The following is a 23,145-nucleotide window of genomic DNA, read 5'->3' as shown; positions in this document are numbered from 1 at the left end:
TAACCTGTTCAAAAAGTTTTAAAATAAGTGGCCCTGCCGGTATTATTCGGCACGAGTTGTTTATTCATACCGGGAATAAACCCTTTCTCGGCTGAAAATTGTATTTGTCCCAACTTCGGCAGCTGCACGGTTGTTTCTGCAGAATACCCAAGCTGTTCTATATTAAATTGCGTTTGATAATTGTATTTAAGACCTGCACCTATTGACAGGTCGAGGCCTCCCCCCTGCCCCCTCCCGAGGAGGGGGAGCAAAAATTTGCCTTCAAGTGTATATAACCGGTAATCCTGGTTAATGGCGGCGGCCGCATTGGCTTGCAGCGTTAACTGCTGCATGAACGCCGATTGGCTCAGCAACAGGTTCTTTGTATTGAAGTACACAAAACCTGAATCGGAAGAACGGTTATAGAACTGGGTATACACCAATGCCGAATTCATCATTAACTGGCGCACTTTGTATGTATGCGTAACATTACCAGTAAGTGTATAAAAGAGATTTTCCTGGTATTGCCCGTCACCCAGTTTAGTGATCTGGCTGCTGGGGAAATAACCTGCCGACATAACCGGCCATCGGTTCCTGCGCCAGGTGGCCTGTATACTTTTGAATATCGTTGTACTTTTATACTGACTGCCAATAAACGGATTGCTGAAGTCGTTTGTGTTTGCGCCCAAGACCATGGTCAGCTGCCGTTTGAAGAACAGCTGCTGCACATGAGCACTCCAGGCAGTTTGCGCAGAACCATCCGTAAAGGTGCTGAACGATTGAAAATTGGCGCCCAGGCGTTTTAAGATGCCTCGTACCGTAGTTTCTGTTTTAGGAAAGAAAGCATCTGCTTTCAGCGAATACGCTTCATTATGACGATTGCTCATCTCCAGCATCTGCGAAGGCAGGCTGTTATTATGCGATGAATCTTTTGCATAAACGGGATAAGAAGATTTGGCTACTTCAGCCGTCAACAAAATATTTTTGGTGAGCTTGTAAGTACCTTCCAGCGTAAAACCCATCAAACCGGAAGAAGGCGTTTGTACCTGTTGCGAATCCACCATACCGGAGTTGTATAATTGCCGGCGGCCGCCAAACCAGGTAAAGATGATATTATTGCCGTCTTTCAATCCCCGGCCATAGCGCAACACCGTGAGGTATTGGCCCGACTGCTTCGGCCCTTTTACAATAAAATCGCGGAACCGGTAATCAACACTGCCGGTAGCAACTGCATAATATGCATCCGGATTGTATTCCGCCTGGAATCCATTCACTGAGATATTTTTGGCCGACAGTTCGGAATAATTCACCACTGTCCTGCCTATACCGAATGAACGGGTAGCCATTAATGTTTTATAACCTTTGGGTAGAATAGTATCAGCGATCTGGTTCTCTTCCATGATCTCTTTCAGCTTACCCGCACTTTTTGCCTGTTCTATATCCCTGAGCACTTTGTTCACCGCTTCCTGCGATCTTCCTTTAGCTGTTTTGATCAGTTGCTGTAATACCACCACCTGCGCACGCAATGAATCGGCCTGTTGCTTACGCTTTGCATACTCAGCATGGATATCTGAAGTATCTAAACCCAGGCGGGACAATGCCGTATCTACTATTTTTAATGAAGGTTGAACCTGGAAAGTGGTGTCCCATTTGTTCGCCAGCCTCGCCAGGGAATCGCACATGGCTTTCTCCCTTGCTTCTACCATTTTCTGGATCAGCCCCGGATTTTTGATCCATCCATCGAGCATTTTTAATTTTTTGATCGCCGCCTCCAGTTCATTTTTCAAACTGTCCGGTGCAGTTGGGGATGGTAAAGAAGCCAGGAACTTATCCCGTACCTGGGTCTTTATTTTCTGGGTGAATTGGGTATTGTTATAATTCAAATTGAGGTCTGAAAAATTCCGGAATAGCCTGGAATTGGTGAACCGGTTGGTCAGGTACACCCGCATGGGATATTTTCCTTTAACTGTTACGTCCAGGTAGGTTTGAACCGTATGCTGATAAATATCCTGTTCGTTAAAAGGCGTATCTATATTACTATAATAATTCACATTGTACATGATATTACCATGCACCTGCAGGAAAGGCGTGCGCGCTGGCTTTGCAGGTTCAATCATCTTCATGGGTTCTTTCATGACAGGCACATATACATAAGCATAAATGGGCACTTTAATGACGGTTTTGCAACCGCGGTGCTCCAGGAGCCAGGTGGTAGGTGCATCGTCATCCGTTGCTGTGAGCGGCTCTGCCGGCAAGGCCCTTTTCGGGATGGCCGTATCAACCGCATGCAGCACAGTACCTGCACCGCGTTGAACCGGCGCCTGTTGCAATACCTGTTTGGTTGATGTAATTACGGAATCCTTCACGGTGTTTGCTTTTTGTTTAAGCGTTGACAAAACAGGCCTCACCTCTTTGCCAATGTCAGGTTGAATTATCTGTGCATTTGCACCCATGCAGCACATCAGGATCAATATGGTTACGATACCCTTAGGCAAAAAAAATATTTAAATAATTGAGAACATATTTACTTTGTTACATGAGCCCATCAGCTATGCTTAAAAAGTGGTCAATGCTATCTGTTCGATTACTTGATCACTCTTACTTTATAAGTATCAGCTGCAATGGTTACGGCACTGTTGCTGGCATTGTAAGCCTGCAGCGTTACGGTGTTGTTCGACGTTACATAAGCGGTAACTATAATAGAAGGCGGATTAACGGCGCCGCTGTTGGCGCTTACATTTACAACATCGCCAGGTTTGGCGCCGGTAACCGTAAGGCTGGTAGTAACTGAATTGAAGGCGCCTAAAGAGGGGCCGCCAAAATTGGTGGTCAACTGGCCGTCGAGCATTTTGGCAAGCTTGTACCGAATGGAACCTTGTGTTAAGTACAGATCATTGCCATCGTATTCCACAGCATTGTTTTCTATGGTAGTAAGTAATGGGCCTGGAGCAAATTTCAGGGGAGCGGTACCGGGCGCAGAAGTTCCGGCAGCAATATGCAACGTTGCTGTGCCAAGACTATAATGGGGGCCTCCGCCCGGGAAACCAACCGTCATACGCCCATTAATAACCTGCAAAGCAACCGTATCAAACCTTAATGCTTTATTCATATTTCCGGGTGCACCGGCGGAAACAGAAAAGCCCGTATGATCGCACCCAAAACTTGCATGTGAAGAGGGCGTCCAGGAATGAAAAACTAATGAAGTGGGGTTATATTCCTGCCCATTAGGATCCTGCCCCTCATAATTTTCCTGAATTTGGAAGAAAGAATTATCATCGTGCGATTTGACCCGGAACCACTTGGCGGTAAAAAGCTCTTCATCCGTGAACCGGAACTTCAGGTCTGTTTCGATGTCAACCAATTCACCGCCCATCTTCACGTGGCCGTCATTAGCATGCAAACCATTCGAAGCTGTTACGTTCACCCGGCCTTTATACAGGTTCATCGTATCGCCGCCTATAAGATAGAGACTGTCATTGATGGCAAACACCCCTCGCCGGAACTCCGTACGTCCCTTACCTTTATTATACAGGAACCCGGGAACATTTTGTGTATGGTTTTCGATAATGAGCTCCGCGGTATCACAGGTGTTAGTGATCTTCACACTATCCGCTTTGATCGTGTATACATATTGGGCATAGATTGCCTGGCCCGTACAGGTGAGTACAAGCAACATAAGGAAGCGATTCATAAAACACTTTTGTTTTACAATTACAAAAAATAATTCCCTGCTCCCTGAACAAGGGAGGTAAAGACTACAAATAACCGACGAACTAAAACATTGTCAGTTCAGCCGGCACGCTGATCGCTTCAATAAATAAAATGGAAAAATGAATGAATGGAAAAATGGGTGGTAAAGCGATAAGGTTTTGGTTCCATACTACAAATCATAAACAGGTTTTGGTTGGGTTATTAAAATGGTTCCAGGTTCTTTTTGGAGAGTGCTATATGATGCAAATATACAGTACCTGATAATCGACCGGCAAATTTTCCGTTAGTTTTTAGTTACCAATTAGGCACATAACCACATAACAAATATAGCCGGTTGACAATAAAATTAATCATCCCGTCAAAAACAACCTAATAAAAAATAACTGTGCAGTTTTAGACGAAAAGCGCGTCGTTTTAGGCGATAAGTGTGCAAACAACACCCGATACGAATTTTAGCATACCGATATCTGATACCTCTGGCAAATAAAAAAACCCGCTTTGCAGCGGGTTCTCCGTTAAGCCATTCCGCGTGAAGCGGAATGCTGATGCATTCATGGCTATAATGCAAAAAAGATAAAGGCATTAATGGTCAAACGCCATAAATATGATCCTTACACCTTTCGGTTATGTGCTTTAATCATGTGTTTCCCAATATTCATAATCATACAGATCGAGGTATGCACCGTCGAAACCAACATTTGTAAACCGCTTTATATAAGACGTATCGTTTCCATAAACGATCGATTTCCATTCGGGCATCCAGTACCGTACCATGTAATTGCCCTCCCAATCCTCATCTTCTGCGATATCTAACCAGGCCGGTGGATTCGTAAACCAATCCGGATTCCAATAAGCGCGATAATCTTCCGCATGTCCAATGGCCACATAAGCCAGCACCAACCGCCTGCCTCCGTTGGCTTTTGTTTTTAACAGCTGCAGGTCATTGTACGTCAAAGGCTCCGAATCATCGTTAAAAAAGCCATCCAGGATAAGCACATCAAAATTGGTAGAATCTAATTTTTTCACGAATGCCGACTTACTCGAATAGGTATGCGGGTTGATCAGGTACAGAAAGTTCTTTGCATCGTTCAGCGTATTCACATTACCGGCATGCACATTATGCGGTGTGGTGATGGCAATATTATCCAACTCGCGACTCGTAGCAACATAGGAAATAAAACCATTGTTGAAATTATTGGTGTACGAGTTGGTAACCTTCAGAGGCGTGTAGCAATAGTCGGTGACAAGCGCCTGTTTGCCGTTTCTTTCTGCCAGGCGCAACATGCGCAGGTAAGCATTGCGCGCGCCGGATGGAGTGGCTACATCATCCGCATTATCGTAGCCATAATACACTTCCTCCTGCCCTACGCCATCGATTGCATTCAGATAAGCAGTATCAGGCAAACCGGTTGTATCACCTGTATTGGTTAACAACGGAAGTCCATCCTGCGGTACGATCAAAAAGCCGGGCTTCTGTTGCCGGGCATAAGCACTGATGTCTTCAATAAAAGTCCTCATTTCCTCCACATGATCAACGGTTGCATTGATCTTTGAAGTTTCTTTTTCTTTTGAGCCAGCGTCTCCTGTGTTCTTCTTACAGGCTGTTCCATAAACTAACAAGGCTGCTATCCACAGATAGCGGGTTTGGATCTTCTTCATATTATAAGGATTGTTTCGTCAATGTGATAATGGGATAATCTGCCAATATGCTAATAGAGAACAGATAAAGTGATGATCGTGCATTATACCACTGCTTTATCGGCTAATTATAAGTTATTATCACATATGAGCATTTTAAAAACCGCCCCTTCCTTCCAATAACTATACCAGTTATGCATATCTGAATAAAAATGGAAAAACCAATACGCTAATTTGATAATCTGCTAATGTGCTAATGAAAATACGGGAGTAAATGATTATCATTATATGCCCGGGTTTAAATCGCCTGGGCCGTGCCGGAATTTACGGAATAGCGCAACATTCCTTATGTTTGACCATCGATCACTGACCTTTTCCCATTAACCACTCCCCATTGACCATTGACCATTCACCATTCACCATTGACCATTCACCATTCACCATTGACCATTCCCCATTGACCAATTCCCCCCAGTAGCCACTTCCTACTCGCTACCTGCCACAGATTACTTAAATTGCATCTGTTATGCGTCAACTTGCAGCTATATTATTTGCCGATATGACCGGCTACACAGCCCTCATGCAGGAAAATGAGCAACTGGCCCGCAGTAAACGCCAGCGGCTTAAGGAAGTACTGGAAGCCACCATCGCCCGGTTCCATGGTAAAATTTTACAATATTATGGCGACGGTTCCCTGAGCATTTTCAACAGCGCTATAGATAGCGTACACGCCGCTATTGATATCCAACAGCAATTACAGCAACATCCCAGGGTAGAATTACGCATCGGCATCCATACCGGTGATGTGATCATTGAAGAAGAAGCAATTTATGGCGATGGCGTTAACCTTGCTTCCCGCATTGAATCGCTGGCCGTACCCGGCGGTGTTTTTGTGTCAGAAAAAGTGTTTGACGAGATCCGTAACCAGGAACATATTCAAACCCGTGAGCTGGGTTATTTCGAACTCAAGAACATCAAACAGCCTGTCAGGGTATTTGCCATTGCCAACAACGGCATAGTGGTACCGGGCCGCAACGAAGTTCGAGGTAAGACGGCGGCTCCGGTAAACCGGCTGGCTGTTCTTCCCTTTGTAAACATGAGCGCTGATCCTGAAAACGAATATTTCAGCGACGGCATTACCGAAGAATTGCTGAACGCGCTTACCCGCGTAGATGGGTTGCAGGTGACCTCCCGTACATCGGCATTTGCCTTTAAAGGCAAACACGACGACATTCGCGACATTGCCATTCAACTGAACGTTGACAAGATCCTCGAAGGCAGCGTACGCAAAGCCGGTAACCGCGTACGCATTACCGCCCAGCTCATCAACGCCGCCGATGGTTTTCATATCTGGAGCGAAACCTACGACCGCAAGCTCGATGATATCTTTGAAGTACAGGATGAGATCAGCGGTATCATTGCCAACAAACTGAAGGAAGATCTGACGGGCAGGGAAAAACCGACCATTAAATCGAGCATCAAAAACATTACCGCCTATACCCATTATCTGAAAGGATTACATTTCAAGAACAAGATAACGCCGGCTGACAATCGTAAGGCCATTGAATGTTTTAAGCAGGCTATTGCCCTGGAGCCCGGTTATGCCCAGGCCTATGCCATGGTAGCCCAAACCTATTGCGCCCTCGGATCATACGGGCAAATGATCCCGCACACGGCTTTCGAGATCGGTCATCAATATGCCGATAAAGCCCTGGAGCTGGATGACACCATTGCTGAAGGCTATATTGCCAAGGCGATGGCGTACTTATATTATGAGTGGAAATGGCAGGAAGCATACGATGCCCTGCAAAAAGCCATTGAATTAAATCCCAGCGAGGTAGCCGCCTACGACCTGCTCGGTTTTTATTATGTGGCCCAGGCGCAAAAAGCACAGGCCGTAAAAGTGCTGGAACAGGCAGAACAGATCGATCCACTGTCTCCCGGCATCATCCGGTCGCTCGGCAACATGTATATATTCCAGGAACGCTTCGATGATGCCGTTCGCCAGGCAGAAAAACTGCTGGAGATGAATCCCGAAATGCGTAGTGCGATCGAGCTGAAAGCGTGGGCCATAGGCATGAAAGGCGACTGGCATGCCGCCCTTGAGCTGTTCAAAGAAGTGCACCGGCTTACCAATCACCCGTTGAAAGGTATTATGGGACTCGGTGTTTGTTATGCCCGCCTAGGCATGATGGATAAAGCTATGGAATGCGTGCATAAACTCGAAAAAAGGCAACAGGAAGAACCCGACTCTGTGGTGGATGGCGACCTTGCCGCCGTTTGGCTGGGCATCGGCGACCTTGATAAAACTTTTCATTACCTGAACGAATGCATCGACAAAAGAATGGGACCTGTGGCCTGCTTCATTGAATACCCGCCGTATAAAGTGGTGAAAGCAGACCCGAGGTTTGAAGGATTGAAGCAAAGAATGGGCATTTAAAGTACTTCGATGAGATACAGAGAAATAGCAGCAAAAGGATTTTTAACAAACTTTATCCAAAGTTTTTGGGAATATGAAACTTTTGACACGGAAGTTGAACACACCATCATTCCAGACGGCTATTTCGACCTGATCGCAGCATTTGAAGATGGAATTTTAAGCCGCGTAAACTTAACAGGCGTTTGGACAAAACCAATAAACGTAAGCATTCCAACATCCACCAAACTATTTGCTATTCGCTTTAAACTTTTAGCAACCGAATATTTATTTCAACACGAAATTAGATCCCTACTCAACACCCGCAAAAACTTACCGTTACAGTTTTGGAATATTGACGAGTATCAGCGTAATGATTTTGAAAGATTCACCCTGGAGATAACCAATCGTTTGGAATATTCCATTAAACACTTAAAAGAGATTGACAACAGGAAACTCAAACTTTTTGACCTGGTCTATAATAAGCAAATTCTTTCTGTTGACGAACTTGCTGATAAAGTTTTTTGGAGTAGCCGCCAGATCAACCGATACTTTAACAGTCAGTTTGGCTTCTCCCTAAAAACTTTTCTAAACATCGTACGATGCAACGCTTCCTATCATGAGATCGCTAAAGGAAACCTTTTTCCGGATAATAATTTCTTTGACCAGTCACATTTTATAAAAGAGATCAGAAAGTTTACGGGTACTACACCGCGCGAACTGTTCAAAAACCAGAACGTCCGATTTTTACAATTGACCACGAAATCCTACCGGTAGTTTTGTATTATAAATCAAAAGAACGATTATAATGAAAATTACAAAACTCACCCCCAATTTTGAAGTGACAGACGTAATTCAAACTGTTGCTTATTACGAAGAGCATTTCGGGTTTAAACTGGTGATGTGCGTTCCTGAATCACAAGACGGAGTTGAACAATCCTTTGCAAAAGACAAATCATACGTTTATGCCATGATGCAAAAGGATTCTGTAGAGATCTTTTTCCAGCGTTCCGACACATTCAAAGAAGATGTTGTTTTTTCACAGGGTTTGTCTATCGGCGCCTCGGTTTCCTTTTATATGGACATTACCGGAATCAAAGAATTCCATCAAAAAATGAAAGCGAAAAACCTGCAGGTAACCGATTTAAAAACAACCTGGTACGGCATGCATGAATTTTATCTGAAAGACCCCAATGGTTACATACTTGGATTTGCTGAAAAAGCCAGCTAATTCAAACCTTTATCATCCTGCCTACCTTGGAACTTGCGCCTTATTGAATTACTTTTGAGGCCAATATGACGTTATTAAAGGTCCAGTCGATCAGTAAGGAAATCAATGGCAACCAGGTTCTGCAGGACATTTCATTCAATCAGAAAAAATTTCAGAAACTGGCCATCGTGGGCGAATCAGGCTCTGGTAAAAGTACCCTGCTGAAGATCATTGGCGGACTGATTCAACCTGATAGCGGCGATGTATTGTTTGAGAACAAACACGTAGAAGGACCGAATGAAAAACTGATCCCCGGTCATCCGAAAATGGCGTATTTGTCGCAGCATTTTGAGTTAAGAAACAATTACCGCGTAGAAGAGATCCTGGAATATGCCAATACACTGCCTGGGGAGGAAGCTCAGAACCTCTATGAAATATGTCATATCAGTCATTTACTGAAACGGAAAACTGACCAGGTTTCGGGGGGTGAAAAACAACGGATCGCGATGGCACGTTTACTGATCGGTGCGCCTAAATTATTTTTGCTCGATGAACCTTTTTCCAACCTCGATATTTTACACCGTAATACCCTGCGGGCAGTGATCAGGGCGATGGGTGAAAAACTGGGCATTACCTGTTTAATGGTATCTCATGATCCGGCAGACGCCCTCAGCTGGGCCGATGAAATTATTGTTATGAAAAGCGGCCAGATCGTTCAACAGGATATGCCTGAAATGATCTACCGGCAACCGGTCAATGACTATGTAGCGGGCCTGTTCGGCAAATTTATCGTACTGACAAAAACACAGGCCGCTGCTTTCGGTGAGATCCCTAAAGGATACGGTAATGGTAAGAAATTATTTATCCGGCCGGAAGCCTTTACCCTCTCTGCAAAAAAAAGCAAGACAGCGGTTGCGGGAAAAGTAACCGAAATTACATTCCTGGGCAGCAGTTATGAAATAGAAATTGCATTGCCTGAAAGCATGGTCACGGTGAAAATGGATACTTGTGAAGTTGGCCGAGGGCAGACAGTTTTCGTTAGCTTTAAAAAATATTCAGCTGGCATTAAATAGCTGTTGGCTGGCGGAATTTAACTCAATCCCTGGTGGCTAAGGGCTGTCATAATTATTCGTAACTTTAGTGATCAATATGGAACAGACTACGACAATAACTTCTGCCCGCCAAAGAGAGATCGTAAACCAGTATGTTGCTGAGCTTGACAAACATATCCAGGAATTAAAGGCCGGACAGGTAGAGGTTATGCATGAGATCGCCGACTTTGCGAATATTCTTCATATCCATCCCATTCATTTAAGCAATACCGTAAAGGAAGTAACGGGCCGTTCGAGCTGCGATCTTTTTGAAGAGCGCCTGGTAGCGTTGTCAAAAGATCTGTTAGCTACTTCTCCTTTGTCCATTTCGGAAATAGCGCGTCAGCTTACGTACGATCCGTCGAATTTTGTAAAATTCTTCAAACGGTTCACCGGTATGACTCCCAAAACCTTCCGGGAAACTATTTCACTGCCGCCAACAGCTTAGGATGGCCTTTTCCTGTGCCCGCCGTTATCTTATGACCAAAAACTCCTGCACATTGTCTATTATGAAGCCAGGGAAAATACCGAGCCAGGCCAGGAGGAACATTAACACCACCAAAGAGGTATATGTGGCTGCATAAAACAATGGATGCAGGCTTTTTTCCTTTGCCGGTGACAATGGCGGCGATGCAAACAACGTGCTGATGATGCGCAGGTAATAATACAAACCGATAACACTGGTGAGCACCAGTACGACGGCCAGCAACCACATATGCTGTTGCACGCCAACTGTAAGTATGAAGAATTTGGCCGGGAAACCTGCCGTCAGCGGAATGCCTGCCAACGACAACAGCGCCACGGTAAAGATCGCCGCCATTAACGGATTACGCCAGAACAGTCCGCGATAGCCGCTCAACTCATCGGCATCCTTCCGGCGGGTTGATAACAAGGTAATGATCCCAAAAGCTGATAACAGCGTAATGCTGTAGGCAAGCAGGTAAAATACCCCGGCGCCAACACCGGCATCTCCCGACAAAAACGCCACCAGCAAATAGCCAAAATGGGCAATGGAAGAATATGCCAGCAGTCGCTTAATATTCTGCTGCATCAGGGCCAGCACATTGCCGGCAATCATACAGGCAATGGCAATAACTGTAAGAACGGTTACAGCCAGCGCATTTTCATGTAAATGGATCGCCTGGGCAAATCGTACAAACACCGCAAACACCCCGATCTTCGAAACAGTGGCAATAAACGCAGTCACCGGCGCAGGTGCGCCCTGGTAAACATCTGCAGCCCATAGATGAAAAGGCACCAGCGCCAGCTTAAATCCAATGGCCACCACTATTAAGCCAATGCCCATCAGGAACAATACCGAAGTACCGCTTTTTGTGATAGCGTTGCCAATGGCTGTAAACTCCATGCTGCCTGTTTCCATATAGATGAGGGCCATGCCGAACAACAGGAAAGCCGAGGTCAAGGCGGCCAGCATCAGGTATTTCACGCCCGCTTCTATTGCATTATTGCGGTTGCGCAAATAGGCGATCAACGCATACAGGCTTACACTCAATAATTCCAACCCTATAAAAAAAGAAATAAAATGCCGGCTGATGGTAAGAACAGCCGCTCCAAGCGTGGCCAGAAAGAGCAGGATATAATATTCCTTCGGGTTCTCTTCCCGTTCTTCAAAATAAATATAGGAAAGCAGCCCTACCACCAATACCGAAAAAATAATTAGCCCGGTAAACAAAGCGGCAAGTCCATCCACCACCAACAGGGGCGGTACTTCGCGCGGCAGGGTATCGCGCACAAACCACATCGCAAGCACTACTGCGCACATCATGAAAAAGCCGGTAACCTGTATAACGGTATGACTTTGCTTAAACGCAATAAGCAGGATCACCACAACAGCTGCGGTGGCCAGCACCATGAAAGGCAGAAGAGCAAGCAATTGTAAATTTGTCATAACAACGTTTTAAGTTCTAAGTTCTAAGTTCTAAGTTTTAAGTTCTCAGTTTTAACTTATAAAAACCGGATTCTTTAAACTATAAACTGTAAACTATAAATTAGAACGTGCTAACTGCGCTACAAAACCCTGTACCGTATCAAGGACCGGTTGCGGATAAAGACCGAGAAAAATGATCGTCGCTGTTAAAGAGGCCATGATGATCCATTCTCTGGCACTAAGGTCTTTAGGCGGTTCCGAAACAGTTTGCAACTGCCCCTGAAATACTTTCTGCATGATCCGCAGGGAATACAAAGCCGACAACACCAAACCGGCACTGGCAATGATGGTCAATACCGGGCTCACTTCAAAGGCGCCCATCAGGATCAGGAATTCGGCAATGAAATTTCCCAGGAAGGGCAGGCCCAGCGAAGCCATCACAAATACCATCGCCAGGGCGCCCATATGCGGCATGGCCGTCCACAAACCACCCATTTGATTGATATCCCTCGTGTGTAATCTTTCTTTTAACATGCCGGCCAGCACAAACAATGCGCCTGTGCTTACACCGTGCGTCAGCAATTGCATGACCACCCCCTGCAGGGCTATTTCCCGAAAAGCAAAAACACCCAACAACACGAATCCCATATGGCTCACTGATGTATAGGCAATAAGCCGTTTAAGATCGGTTTGTGCAAAGGCCAGCAAAGCGCCATACACAATACCCACCACACCTAACAGCATGGCCCACCAGGCAATACTTGCTGAAGCTTCAGGGAACAAAGTCAATACAAACCGGATGATACCATAAGCACCCGTCTTTAATAACAATCCGGCCAGGATCAAACTACCGGCGGTAGGCGCTTCGCTATGTGCATCGGGCAGCCAGTTATGCAGCGGCACCATAGGCAGCTTGATCACAAAAGCGATCAGGAATCCCAGCATGATCCAGCGGGCAGTAACATTGTTGTCGAATGTGGTATTTAACAGCGCGAAATAATCAAATGTAAACTGGCCGCCATTCTGTTGGGCGTGAATAAAATACAGGGCCAGTATGGCCAACAGCATGAGCAGTCCACCGGTTTGGGTAAAAATGAAAAATTTATACGCAGCATACCGGCGATTGAAATCACCCCAGATGGCGATCAGGAAGTACATGGGCACCAGCATCACTTCCCAGAAGAAATAAAACAGGAAAAGGTCCATGGCGACAAAAACGCCGGCAATGCCAGCCAGTGTCCATAAAAGGTTGAAGAAATAAAATCCGGTTTTCTCACGCACCTCATTCCAGGAACACAATACCGATAACATGCCCAGCAAAAAAGTGAGCAGTATCATAATAAAGCTCAGTCCGTCCATAGCCAGGTGAAAGCTGATACCAAATGCAGGGATCCAGTTCACCTGGTAATCAATTAACCAATTGTTACCGGTTACCGTGAGCTCCGACGCATACTGTGCATACCAGCCCACCGGCAACAGGAAGGCAATGATGACTGCTATCAATGCGATCAACCGGCCCATTAACGGATACCGTTGGGCCACCAGCCAGCAGGTAAGGCCACCCACGAGTAATATGCCTATCATTAAAACCAATATCATAACAATAATTGAAGGGTTATAATAAACAGGATGCCTGCCAGCACACCTACGATATACAAGCGCAGGGAGCCGTTCTGCGAAACGGAGAACCAGCCGTTCAGACGCAAACCCGCCTGGGCAATGCCGTTGTACAATTTGTCGATTACATCACTTTTATTTACCCGGGTTAAGAACAGGAATGGTTTTACAAACAGAAAATTATACAACTGATCGAATTTCCATCCGCTGAAAAAGAAATCGCGGGTGGCTGCCAAAGGCGGCGATTGCTGCCACCGTACACCCGACTTCCCGTAATACAACATGTAGCCTATGTATACGCCCGTTAGTGTAATGACCGTTGCTATTGCCTGGAACAACCACTCGGAGGGCAGGTCGCGTTTCATTACTGTCGCGGGTAATACCTGTTGAACATGGTCAGAGAAAAGCGACAGATGGAGCATATTGTGCGGCCATTCTATAAACCCGGCCGTAATGGAGAAAAAAGCCAGAATGATCAGGGGAATGACCATACCGCGATCAGGTTGCTGATGAACAGGCGTTCGCATTTCGCCCCAAAATACTACCAGCATTAAACGGGTGCTGTACAAAGCCGTAATGAAAGCACCCACCAATGCCATGAACCATAATACGGAAGTTCCGCCGGCACTGCTCCAGCTATACCAGAGAATAGCATCCTTGCTGAAAAATCCTGCAGTCACCAGCGGCAGGGCGCTCAACGCCGCCGCTCCGGCCAGGAAAGTGATAAATACTTCCGGCATTCTTTTTCGGAGTCCGCCCATCCTGAAAATATTATGCTCATGATGCAGGGCTTCTATTACCACCCCGGCAGCAAGGAATAACAGGGCTTTGAAAAAAGCATGGGTAAAGAAATGGAAAATGGCTGCACTCCAGGCGCCCACTCCCAATGCAAGGAACATATAACCGATCTGGCTGATGGTTGAATACGCCAGTATCCTTTTGATATCTGTTTGCGCCAGCGCGCTGCACCCCGCAACCAGCAGGGTGACTGCCCCGACAATTGCGACAATCGCCATGGTTACCGGTGATAGCAAAAACAGTCCATGCATGCGGGCAATAAGATATACCCCGGCGGTAACCATTGTAGCTGCATGAATAAGCGCACTTACCGGGGAAGGTCCCGCCATGGCATCGGGCAGCCAGGTCTGCAAAGGCATTTGTGCCGATTTACCCATACCGCCTACCAGCAAAAGAACCGTAATGAGCACGATGTCAGCGCTTCCGGTGGTAAAATGCTGTGGCGCCTGTTGCTGAATGGCATTCATGTTCAGGGTGCCCAGTTCTTTGAACAACAGGAATAAACCGATCAGCAAAGCGGTATCGCCGATACGGGTAATGAGGAAGGCCTTATTGGCTGCCCGGCTGTTGGAGGGCACCTCATACCAGAAACCGATGAGCAGGTAACTACACAGACCAACGCCCTCCCAGCCCAGGTAGAGGAGCACCAGGTTATCGGCCATAACCAGTAACAACATGGAACACACGAACAGGTTCATCGAGGCAAAAAAGCGGGCCATATCCCTGTCGTGCCACATAAAGAAAGCCGAGTATATATGAATGAGGGCCCCAACGAAGGTGATGATAAAAATAAAGACAAGGGTTAATGCATCAACACGCAGATTGATATCAACCGATAACGCCCCTACTCTGAACCAGGACCACAACAATTGACTGTACGCGCCATTCGCTGGTGTCGATTGCATGAATGCCACTCCAACGGCGATGGTAATGAGTGCAGCCAAACACACTGTTCCGGCGCCAACCCATGCAATGACGGGCTTCGGCGACCGTCTTCCGAACAATGACAGGATTATAAAACCAAGTAATGGTAAGGCTGGTATATATGCCAGTAAACTATTCATAGTTTACAGTTTATTGTATTTCATTATCGAATTATCACATTATCAAATTATCACATCAGCTAGTTAGTCTTTGAGTTCTTTCAGATCCTCAACATCCATCGTTTTATGCTGATGATAGATCTGTAAGACCAGCGCCAGTCCCACCGACACTTCGGCGGCAGCCATGGCCAGAATAAATAGAAACATGACCTGCCCATCGGGTTGTTGCCATTTGGACCCCGCCGCTATAAATGCCATTCCCGCAGCATTCAACATGACCTCGACAGAGATCAGCATAAACACTACATTTTTGCGCGTAAGCACACCTACCAGTCCCAGGGCAAACAATACCGTGGCAACCATCAATACCATATTGGCGCTATCAGTCATGTAATACGGTTTGTTCGTTTGAAATAACTTCCTGCTCCCGCACCGGCATTGCCTTCTCTTTTTCCGTATCACCATTCTGCAGGAACCGGTGCAAAGACGGTTTCCTGTGTTTGCCGATATGGGCTGCTCCCACGATACCGGCCATCAGGAGAAAACCGATCAGCTCCACAGCAATAATATATTCACCATATAAGGAGAGCGCAACTTTGCGCGGATCTACCTGCGATACCTGCATCACCTGCTGACTGCCGGTAAACAACAATAACAGCATTTCGGCAAGTAATACCAATACAAGGGCCGATGGCACTACCCATACTTTTGGTTTCAGCCATTCTTTCTCCTGCTGGGCTGTTTCCTGCCCCAGGTTCAGCATCATCACCACGAATATGAACAGCACGATGATGGCCCCGGCATACACAATGATCTCAAGCGCTGCCACAAAAGGAGCGCCCAGCGATAAAAAGATCATTCCCACTGACAGAAAAGACACCGCCAGATATAACAAGGCATGCACCGGATGATACCTTGTGATCACCATGATGGTTGATGCTATGGCCACGATGGACGATATATAAAAAAGAGTTGACAAGTTGATAGTTTGATAAATGAATAAGTAGGTTGGTTGACAATTTTGTTGTTAGGGAACCTAAGAGGCCGTAAGAGGTTACAAGTTGCAGGTTACAGGGGACCCTGGAACACCATTACCTACGGTAATAAACTATGCACATCCACAGGCTTCTCCTCATTCTCCCCTTCCCCTTTTTTCTTAACGCCGGCTTCCAGACCAGCCACGCGGTAAAAATTATAACCCGGGTATTTTCCCTGGCTATCAATCAACAGATCTTCCTTTTCAAACACCAGGTTCTGCCGGTTATAGTCAGCCATTTCGAAATCCGGGATCAGCTGTATAGCATAGGTTGGACAGGCATCTTCACAATAACCGCAGAAAATACAGCGCGAGAAATTGATCCTGAAAAAGTCGGGGTAACGGCGGCCATTCTCATCTTCCGTCGCCTGCAGCGCTATACAATCTACCGGACAAGCCACTGCACACAAATAGCAACCCACGCAACGTTCACCGCCATCAGGGTCTTTGGTCAACACGATGCGGCCCCGGTAACGCGGATGCAATTCCGCTTTTTCTTCGGGATACTCGATCGTTACCTTTTTTTTGAAAAGGTGTAGAAACACCAACCACATTGTTCTTAAATGACTTATCATAATCACTGATTTATTACTTCAAAAGATTCAATCGTGAATCGACCATTATCAATTGGCGTTAAGTGAAGATCATTATCATATTATCACATTAGCCAATTATCACATTCACCATTACCCTCTTAACCATAAAGCGATAGCGCCTGTTATTAACAGATTCGCCAGTACTATCGCCAGTATTATCTTCCAGCCATAGGAGATCAGTTGATCATACCGCGGCCGGGGCAACGAGGCACGTAAAAGAATGAACAACCCGATAAAGAAAAACAACTTGATCACAAACCAGGCCAGTGGCGGCAAGAATGCAGGTCCCAGCCAGCCGCCAAAGAACAGCGTAACGATCATGGCCGAGATCAAAGTGATACCGAGGTACTCACCGATAAAGAACATCCCGAATTTCATTCCGGAATACTCTGCATGATAACCGGCAATGAGCTCACTTTCCGCTTCCGGAATATCAAATGGCAGTCGATGCGTTTCGGCAATACCCGCAATAAAAAATATGACAAAGCCAACAGGCTGGGTCACTACAAACCATAAGTTCTGCTGGGCAGCTACTATATCACCCAGGTTGAAAGAACCAGACAGCATTACTACCCCCATCAGCGACAGTCCCATAAACACTTCATAAGCGATCATCTGTGAAGCGCCGCGTAAAGCACCCAGCAAAGCATATTTATTATTCGAAGCCCAGCCGCCTAACACAATACTATACACGCCGAGCGATGACATGGCTAAAAAGAAAAGGATGCCGATGTTGAGATCGGCGACAACAATGCCCGGTGCAAACGGAATGACCACAAAACTTAACAATACACTGCCAACCACTATGGCCGGCGCCAGTATAAACACCCATTTATCGGCAAAAGGCGGGATCCAGTCTTCTTTGAAGAATAATTTCAGCGTATCGGCCAGCACGATCAGGACTCCCAGCGGACCGGCCCGGTTCGGTCCCAGCCTGTCCTGCCAGAGCGCCAGCAAACGGCGTTCAACCCAGATCAACCCGGCCGCAATATTCAGCAGCACGAATAAAACGCCGACGACAATTAGTATATGTTCTGTTGCACTCATATAATGGTGAATGGTGAGTGGTGAACTTAAAACTTTGAACTTTCAACTATAAACTTTGAACTTATAACCTGATGCTGATGATCTGCACCCAAGAGTTCCAGGCCATCACCGGCATTCCCGCCAGTCCCGCAGGCATCAGCATTACACCTTTGGGAATGGCAGCATTGATCCTCACCGGCAATTCATACACCTGTTCAAATATTTTTACCGTGATCAACGATCCGTTTACCAGACTCAGCGGGTCTGCATCCAGCTGCGACAAAGCGGCATAGGGCGATGGCGACAGCTCGCTGATCCCTTTTGAATACGCACTCAATTCTTCTGAACCAAATACCTCGTACTGTGGTAACAACAGCCACTTTTCGTGGCGCACCATAAATGCTTCCGGGATATCTTTAAAATAAACCGGTGTGGCATCCTGTTTATATTCAAACAATAGTTTCCCGGCATGTTCATTCTTCAGCGAACCACCCGGCTCCTCCTGGTATTTATTCACCGCCTGATTCGAATTCCAGCCCGGCGACCAGAAAAAGGGGATCAGTGGCGACGGCGGCATACCGGAATAGCCTTCCATCGTAAATGTGAAGGGCGAATCGTAATCCTGCTTTGGTTTGGGTTCACTAACCGTCAGGTTCGACAACATAGCTGTGCGTCCGCTATAGCGATGCGGTGCGCGCGGCAGGGGTTGCCCGTTCACCCTGAAGTTACGAGGAGGCGCAACCGCCGTTATTCCCGACAGGCGGGGCAACAGTTGTTCGCCCATTGCCAGCACTTCTTCCGGATGATAAGATCGTTCAACGGCTGATCCGGTTTGTACCGGCTGCATTTTCATCAGCCATTTCCAGCTTTCCTGCATGTTTTTATTCGCCGGCACAAACACCTGGTAGAACCGTTGGGCACGGCCTTCATAATTCACCAGCGTGCCATCGGCTTCGGCAAAACTGGCGGCAGGTATCAATACATCGGCATGTTGGGTGGTAGCGTTATGTAAGGAATCGAGCACGATGCAATGCTGACAGTTGTTAAAGAATACATCCGCAATCTGTGCAGGCACGTTTCTATATAAGTCGTTTTCCAGCACAATAGCGGTGACGTTATTGACGCGGCTGGTGCGCAGCACTGCATTCTCGAAACCGGAGGCCTGCATCATGGCCAGCCCCATGCTGTTGCATTCGGGCATTACATAAGCCAGGTGCACTTCTTCAGCGGTTGCTTTACAAGCTGCGGCAATATCGAAAGCGGCCCTTATCAAAGCTTCATTGTAATAACCCGCGCCGCTGATGATCACCGGCCGTTTTGCTTTTTGTAGAGCAGCGGCGATGACTGCTGCCGGCGTGCTCATGTCGTCGTTCAACTGTACCACAGGCAATACCATATTCAATCGCTGCGCAATGGCAAAACCTAACCGGGCGAGATCCTCGGGGGCTTTATGCATTACACTACTGCTGATCTCATCGAGCGGTGAAGAACTCACCGTACAATTGGCCAGGAAACCCTTTTCCTGCTGCACCAGTTCTTTAACGGCAGCATCGTGCCACTCAGCGATCGCCCGGTTTTGCAGCGCCTGATGGGCGGCTGTTTTCATCACGCCCTGCCGAACAGCCAGGGCCATTACCGGGGCTGTGTTCCAGAGATCTTCGCCCAGGATAACTATGGCGTCTGATTGCTGGATGTCATGCAGGGAAGCCGTTTTGATAACACCTGATTGCATCACTTCTACGATCCGCTTTTCAACGAATACTGCATTGTCACTAATGCCCTGGTAAAAGTTTTCCTTGCCCACCAGCTGCATCAGCGCGATATTACTTTCCATAGAAGCCCTTGGCGAGCCAATGCCTATAAGAGTATGATTGGTCAATAAAGCACGCAGGTGATCCATTAACACCGCTTCGTCCACCGCTTCGACAGTGCGATTCCGGATAAGCGGTTGCGTAATGCGGTTCGCACTGTTCACAAACTCATACCCGAACCGTCCGCGGTCGCAAAGAAAATAACCATTCACCTGGCTGTTGTAGCGATTGGTGATACAGCGCAATTGTCCGTACCGCTCGCCCGCAATGGTATTACACCCCACGCTGCAATGATTACATACAGACGGCGCGGTGGTAAGATCCCATTTCCGGGTATAATGCTCGCGCAGCGTTTTATCGGTAAATACACCGGTCGGACAAACTTCTACCAGGTTCCCGCTGAACGGGCTTTCCAATATGCCATCGCGTTCCCGGCCAAAGTAAACATGGTTATGGGCGGCAAATACATTCAGGTCTTTGCCTCCTGCATACTCATGATAATACCTCACACACCGGTAACATTGTATGCAACGGTTCATTTCATGATGAATGAAGGGACCCAGGTATTGATTGGTATAGGTTCTTTTTTTATAATGATACCGCCGGTAATCATGTCCTGTCATTACGGTCATATCCTGCAGGTGGCAACTACCCCCTTCGTCACATACGGGGCAATCGTGCGGATGATTGGTCATCAGCCATTCTATCACCTGGCTGCGAAAAGCTTTGGCCGTTTTATCTGACACCGACAAATGCAATCCGTCCCTTATACTTTCCATACAGCTCATGACCAGCCGGCCATGGGTATCGTTCTCATCTTTGAAAACCTTAACGGCACATTGGCGGCAGGCGCCCACACTTCCCAGTGCCGGATGCCAGCAGAAATAAGGCAGGTCGATGCCCAACCCCAAACAGGCTTCCAGCAGGTTCTTACCTGCTTTTACTTCGTATTGTTTGTTATCGATGTAGATGGTTGACATGAAACTAAAAAATGTATTTCGTTCAATTAACCGTTTTGGGATCCTAAGTAACTGTTGCAGGTTACAAGTTCCAGGTTTCAAGGCCGTCAATTCAGTTTTCTGCCCTGCAACTTTGCAACCTGTAACTTGTAACGCTTTATTAATTTCTCATACTTATATTTTTATTGATAAGGGCATCTACGTAGCGCCACATGCTTCTCAAAATCTTCCCTAAAATACTTCAACGCACTCTGCAATGGCTCCATAGCGCCCGGCGCTAAAGCACAAAACGTATTACCGGGCCCCAGCCATTGTGTATGCATCTGCAGCAGTTCTACATCTTCCGTGGTGCCACTACCCTGCTCCAGGCTCAGTAACAGTTTTTCTACCCACGGTAAACCTTCCCGGCAGGGCGTACACCAGCCGCAGCTTTCCTGCGCAAAAAAATGTTGCAGGTTATGTACAAAGCCAACCGGGCAGGTGGCATCGTCCATCACGACCATAGTACCAGTACCTAACCGGCTGCCCGCCGCAGTCACAGACGCAAAATCCATTTTTACATCGAGGTGTTCAGCGGTCAGGAAATCGGTGGAAGCGCCACCTGGTAAGAAACCTTTTAACTGGTAACCATTCTTCATTCCACCGGCATGCTCTTCGATCAGTTCGCGCACGGTGACACCCATGGGCAGTTCCCAGCATCCGGGATTATTGACTTTTCCGCTAACCCCGTATAATTTGGTACCGCTGTCTGCACTGCCATTACCCAGGCTTTTGAACCATTCGGCGCCATTATTCACGATGTGTGGGAGGTTACAAAGTGTTTCTACATTATTCACAATGGTTGGCTTGCCATACAAACCACTTATCTGCGGGAAGGGAGGCTTGGCTCTTGGTGTGGCCCGCTTTCCCTCAAGGGCATTCAAGAGCGCTGTTTCCTCGCCACACATATAGCGGCCAACGCCGGTATGCAAATGCATTTCCAGACTGAAGCCGCTGCCAAGAATGTTCTTACCCAGTAAGCCGGCCGCATACGCTTCATGAATGCTCTTACGCAGCAACTGCGCGGCTTTCTTATAAGCCCAGCGCAAAAAGATATAAGATACATCGGCCTGAATGGCATAGGCCGCGAGTATCATACCTTCGATCAATTGATGCGGATTGCCTTCAAGCAACAGGCGATCCTTAAAGGTGCCGGGTTCCATTTCATCGGCATTCGCAATAAGATATTTCGGATGCGGGGCACTATCACCCATCGGCACAAAACTCCATTTCATACCCGTATTGAAACCAGCGCCGCCACGGCCTTTGAGTCCGCTGTCCTGCACCAGCTTTTGCACTTCCTGGGGTGTCATACTTTTCAGCACTTTTTGCAGCGCTGAATAACCGCCCGTCATTTCATATTCCCGGATATCGAAGGGCGGGCAGCCTGGATGAATGTATTGTGTGAGCGGACGTTCCATGATCAGCTGTATTTTTGTAATATGCGGTCGAGCATGTCTACAGTTACATCTTTGTACAGATCATTATCAATCATCATTGCCGGCGCATGGTCGCAACAACCCAGGCAGCAGTTCGGCAATAGCGTATAACATTGATCGCTGGTGGTTTCACCAAATTTTATATGCAGCTTTTCCTGCAAGGCTTTATAGATGTCACCATATTTCATCACATAACACGAAATGCTGTCGCATACCAGGATCACATGGCGGCCCACCGGCTTACGGAAAATGAGGTTATAAAAAGTGGCCACGCTGTCTACTTCGGCCGGACTCATTTGCAGGTAAGCTGCAATGGCATTCAGGCTGTCATCGCTGATCCACCGGCGGTGATGCTGCACAATTTTCAATGCCTCAATCACTGCTGCGCTTTTATAGGGAACAAGGGCCACTTCATGATCAATAGCCTGCCGTTCCAGGTCGGTCAGGTATTGTTCTTCCTGTAAGCCCTCGGTGTAATGAGCAGTGTCACCGGATGTAGTTATATTGTCCTTATTTATTTTTTGTGTTATCATTTATAATTGTTCAGGCTTTTTGGTCAAATGGTCAATGGTCAATGGTCAATGGTCAATGGTGAATGGTGAATCGGCCTCCGCCAGGGCGGCACCCGGGCGAGTCGGCAGACGGCAAACGGCAATTGTCAAACGGCAATCGGCAATCAACAATCGGCAATCAACAATCGGCAATCGACAATCGACAATCGACAATCGACAATCGTCAAACCCAACCACTCCAGTCTTAAATCTCCTCCATACTTCATACTTCGCAGTTCCTACTTCATACCTCTTCTTACTTCATACTTCTTTCTCCCCCTTTAGGGGGCTGGGGGG

18 protein-coding genes are annotated in these 23,145 nt (G+C 46.9%); 5 read left to right on the top strand and 13 right to left on the bottom strand.

Annotation, left to right across the window (positions count from 1 at the left end; genetic code table 11):
* Nucleotides 1-8: 8 nt before the first annotated feature.
* The 3 genes from JUB15_RS17555 to JUB15_RS17545 form a co-directional block, all read right to left on the bottom strand.
* Nucleotides 9-2,474 carry a hypothetical protein gene (locus tag JUB15_RS17555; RefSeq protein WP_207513810.1) on the bottom strand — a complete coding sequence of 822 codons (2,466 nt, stop codon included), beginning with the start codon at nt 2,472-2,474 and terminating at the stop codon, nt 9-11.
* 89 nt (nt 2,475-2,563) lie between these two features.
* The gene (locus tag JUB15_RS28470; RefSeq protein ID WP_242696398.1) at nt 2,564-3,670 is read right to left on the bottom strand and encodes a hypothetical protein; all 1,107 of its coding nucleotides are present in this window, start codon (nt 3,668-3,670) and stop codon (nt 2,564-2,566) included.
* 653 nt (nt 3,671-4,323) lie between these two features.
* Nucleotides 4,324-5,349, bottom strand: a complete 1,026-nt coding sequence (locus JUB15_RS17545; protein WP_207513809.1) for an endo alpha-1,4 polygalactosaminidase — start codon at nt 5,347-5,349, stop codon at nt 4,324-4,326.
* Between the two features lie 505 nt (nt 5,350-5,854).
* Here JUB15_RS17545 and JUB15_RS17540 point away from each other — a divergent pair.
* From JUB15_RS17540 to JUB15_RS17520, 5 genes are all read left to right on the top strand, one after another.
* Nucleotides 5,855-7,768 carry an adenylate/guanylate cyclase domain-containing protein gene (locus JUB15_RS17540; RefSeq protein ID WP_207513808.1) on the top strand — a complete coding sequence of 638 codons (1,914 nt, stop codon included), beginning with the start codon at nt 5,855-5,857 and terminating at the stop codon, nt 7,766-7,768.
* 9 nt (nt 7,769-7,777) lie between these two features.
* The gene (locus tag JUB15_RS17535; protein ID WP_207513807.1) at nt 7,778-8,521 is read left to right on the top strand and encodes a helix-turn-helix domain-containing protein; all 744 of its coding nucleotides are present in this window, start codon (nt 7,778-7,780) and stop codon (nt 8,519-8,521) included.
* A 31-nt stretch (nt 8,522-8,552) separates the two neighbouring features.
* Nucleotides 8,553-8,975 carry a VOC family protein gene (locus tag JUB15_RS17530; RefSeq protein WP_207513806.1) on the top strand — a complete coding sequence of 141 codons (423 nt, stop codon included), beginning with the start codon at nt 8,553-8,555 and terminating at the stop codon, nt 8,973-8,975.
* Nucleotides 8,976-9,040: 65 nt separating this feature from the next.
* Nucleotides 9,041-10,027: an ABC transporter ATP-binding protein gene (locus tag JUB15_RS17525; protein ID WP_207513805.1), complete on the top strand. Its 987-nt coding sequence runs from the start codon at nt 9,041-9,043 to the stop codon at nt 10,025-10,027.
* A 76-nt stretch (nt 10,028-10,103) separates the two neighbouring features.
* The gene (locus tag JUB15_RS17520) at nt 10,104-10,493 is read left to right on the top strand and encodes a helix-turn-helix domain-containing protein (protein WP_207513804.1); all 390 of its coding nucleotides are present in this window, start codon (nt 10,104-10,106) and stop codon (nt 10,491-10,493) included.
* A 24-nt stretch (nt 10,494-10,517) separates the two neighbouring features.
* On the opposite strand, the gene JUB15_RS17515 is transcribed toward JUB15_RS17520, so the two are convergent.
* From JUB15_RS17515 to nuoE, 10 genes are all read right to left on the bottom strand, one after another.
* A complete protein-coding gene (locus JUB15_RS17515; protein ID WP_207513803.1) occupies nt 10,518-11,954 on the bottom strand; it encodes an NADH-quinone oxidoreductase subunit N in 1,437 nt (478 codons plus the stop codon).
* A 93-nt stretch (nt 11,955-12,047) separates the two neighbouring features.
* Nucleotides 12,048-13,517 (bottom strand): complex I subunit 4 family protein, encoded by a 1,470-nt coding sequence (locus JUB15_RS17510; protein WP_242696397.1) that lies wholly within the window; start codon nt 13,515-13,517, stop codon nt 12,048-12,050.
* Nucleotides 13,518-13,528: 11 nt separating this feature from the next.
* On the bottom strand, nt 13,529-15,412 hold the full coding sequence (gene nuoL, locus JUB15_RS17505) for an NADH-quinone oxidoreductase subunit L (protein WP_207513801.1): 1,884 nt from the start codon (nt 15,410-15,412) through the stop codon (nt 13,529-13,531).
* A gap of 63 nt (nt 15,413-15,475) precedes the next feature.
* Nucleotides 15,476-15,781: an NADH-quinone oxidoreductase subunit NuoK gene (gene nuoK, locus JUB15_RS17500; RefSeq protein WP_207513800.1), complete on the bottom strand. Its 306-nt coding sequence runs from the start codon at nt 15,779-15,781 to the stop codon at nt 15,476-15,478.
* Complete coding sequence (nuoJ, locus tag JUB15_RS17495; RefSeq protein ID WP_207513799.1) at nt 15,774-16,370, bottom strand: NADH-quinone oxidoreductase subunit J; 597 nt, start codon at nt 16,368-16,370, stop codon at nt 15,774-15,776. The genes nuoK and nuoJ overlap by 8 nt, the downstream gene beginning before the upstream one ends.
* 116 nt (nt 16,371-16,486) lie before the next feature.
* A complete protein-coding gene (gene nuoI, locus JUB15_RS17490; RefSeq protein ID WP_207513798.1) occupies nt 16,487-17,002 on the bottom strand; it encodes an NADH-quinone oxidoreductase subunit NuoI in 516 nt (171 codons plus the stop codon).
* 111 nt (nt 17,003-17,113) lie between these two features.
* Entirely contained in the window at nt 17,114-18,070 is a 957-nt protein-coding gene (gene nuoH, locus JUB15_RS17485) for an NADH-quinone oxidoreductase subunit NuoH (RefSeq protein WP_207513797.1), read from the bottom strand.
* A 61-nt stretch (nt 18,071-18,131) separates the two neighbouring features.
* Entirely contained in the window at nt 18,132-20,840 is a 2,709-nt protein-coding gene (gene nuoG / locus JUB15_RS17480; protein WP_207513796.1) for an NADH-quinone oxidoreductase subunit NuoG, read from the bottom strand.
* A gap of 161 nt (nt 20,841-21,001) precedes the next feature.
* Nucleotides 21,002-22,279, bottom strand: coding sequence for an NADH-quinone oxidoreductase subunit NuoF (gene nuoF / locus JUB15_RS17475; RefSeq protein WP_207513795.1), 1,278 nt, complete (start codon nt 22,277-22,279; stop codon nt 21,002-21,004).
* A gap of 2 nt (nt 22,280-22,281) precedes the next feature.
* The gene (nuoE, locus tag JUB15_RS17470) at nt 22,282-22,830 is read right to left on the bottom strand and encodes an NADH-quinone oxidoreductase subunit NuoE (protein ID WP_207513794.1); all 549 of its coding nucleotides are present in this window, start codon (nt 22,828-22,830) and stop codon (nt 22,282-22,284) included.
* Between the last annotated feature and the right edge of the window lie 315 nt (nt 22,831-23,145).

This window comes from Longitalea luteola (genome assembly GCF_017356035.1).
GTDB lineage: Bacteria > Bacteroidota > Bacteroidia > Chitinophagales > Chitinophagaceae > Niastella > Niastella luteola.
This window is presented reverse-complemented; position numbering and strand designations above follow the sequence as displayed.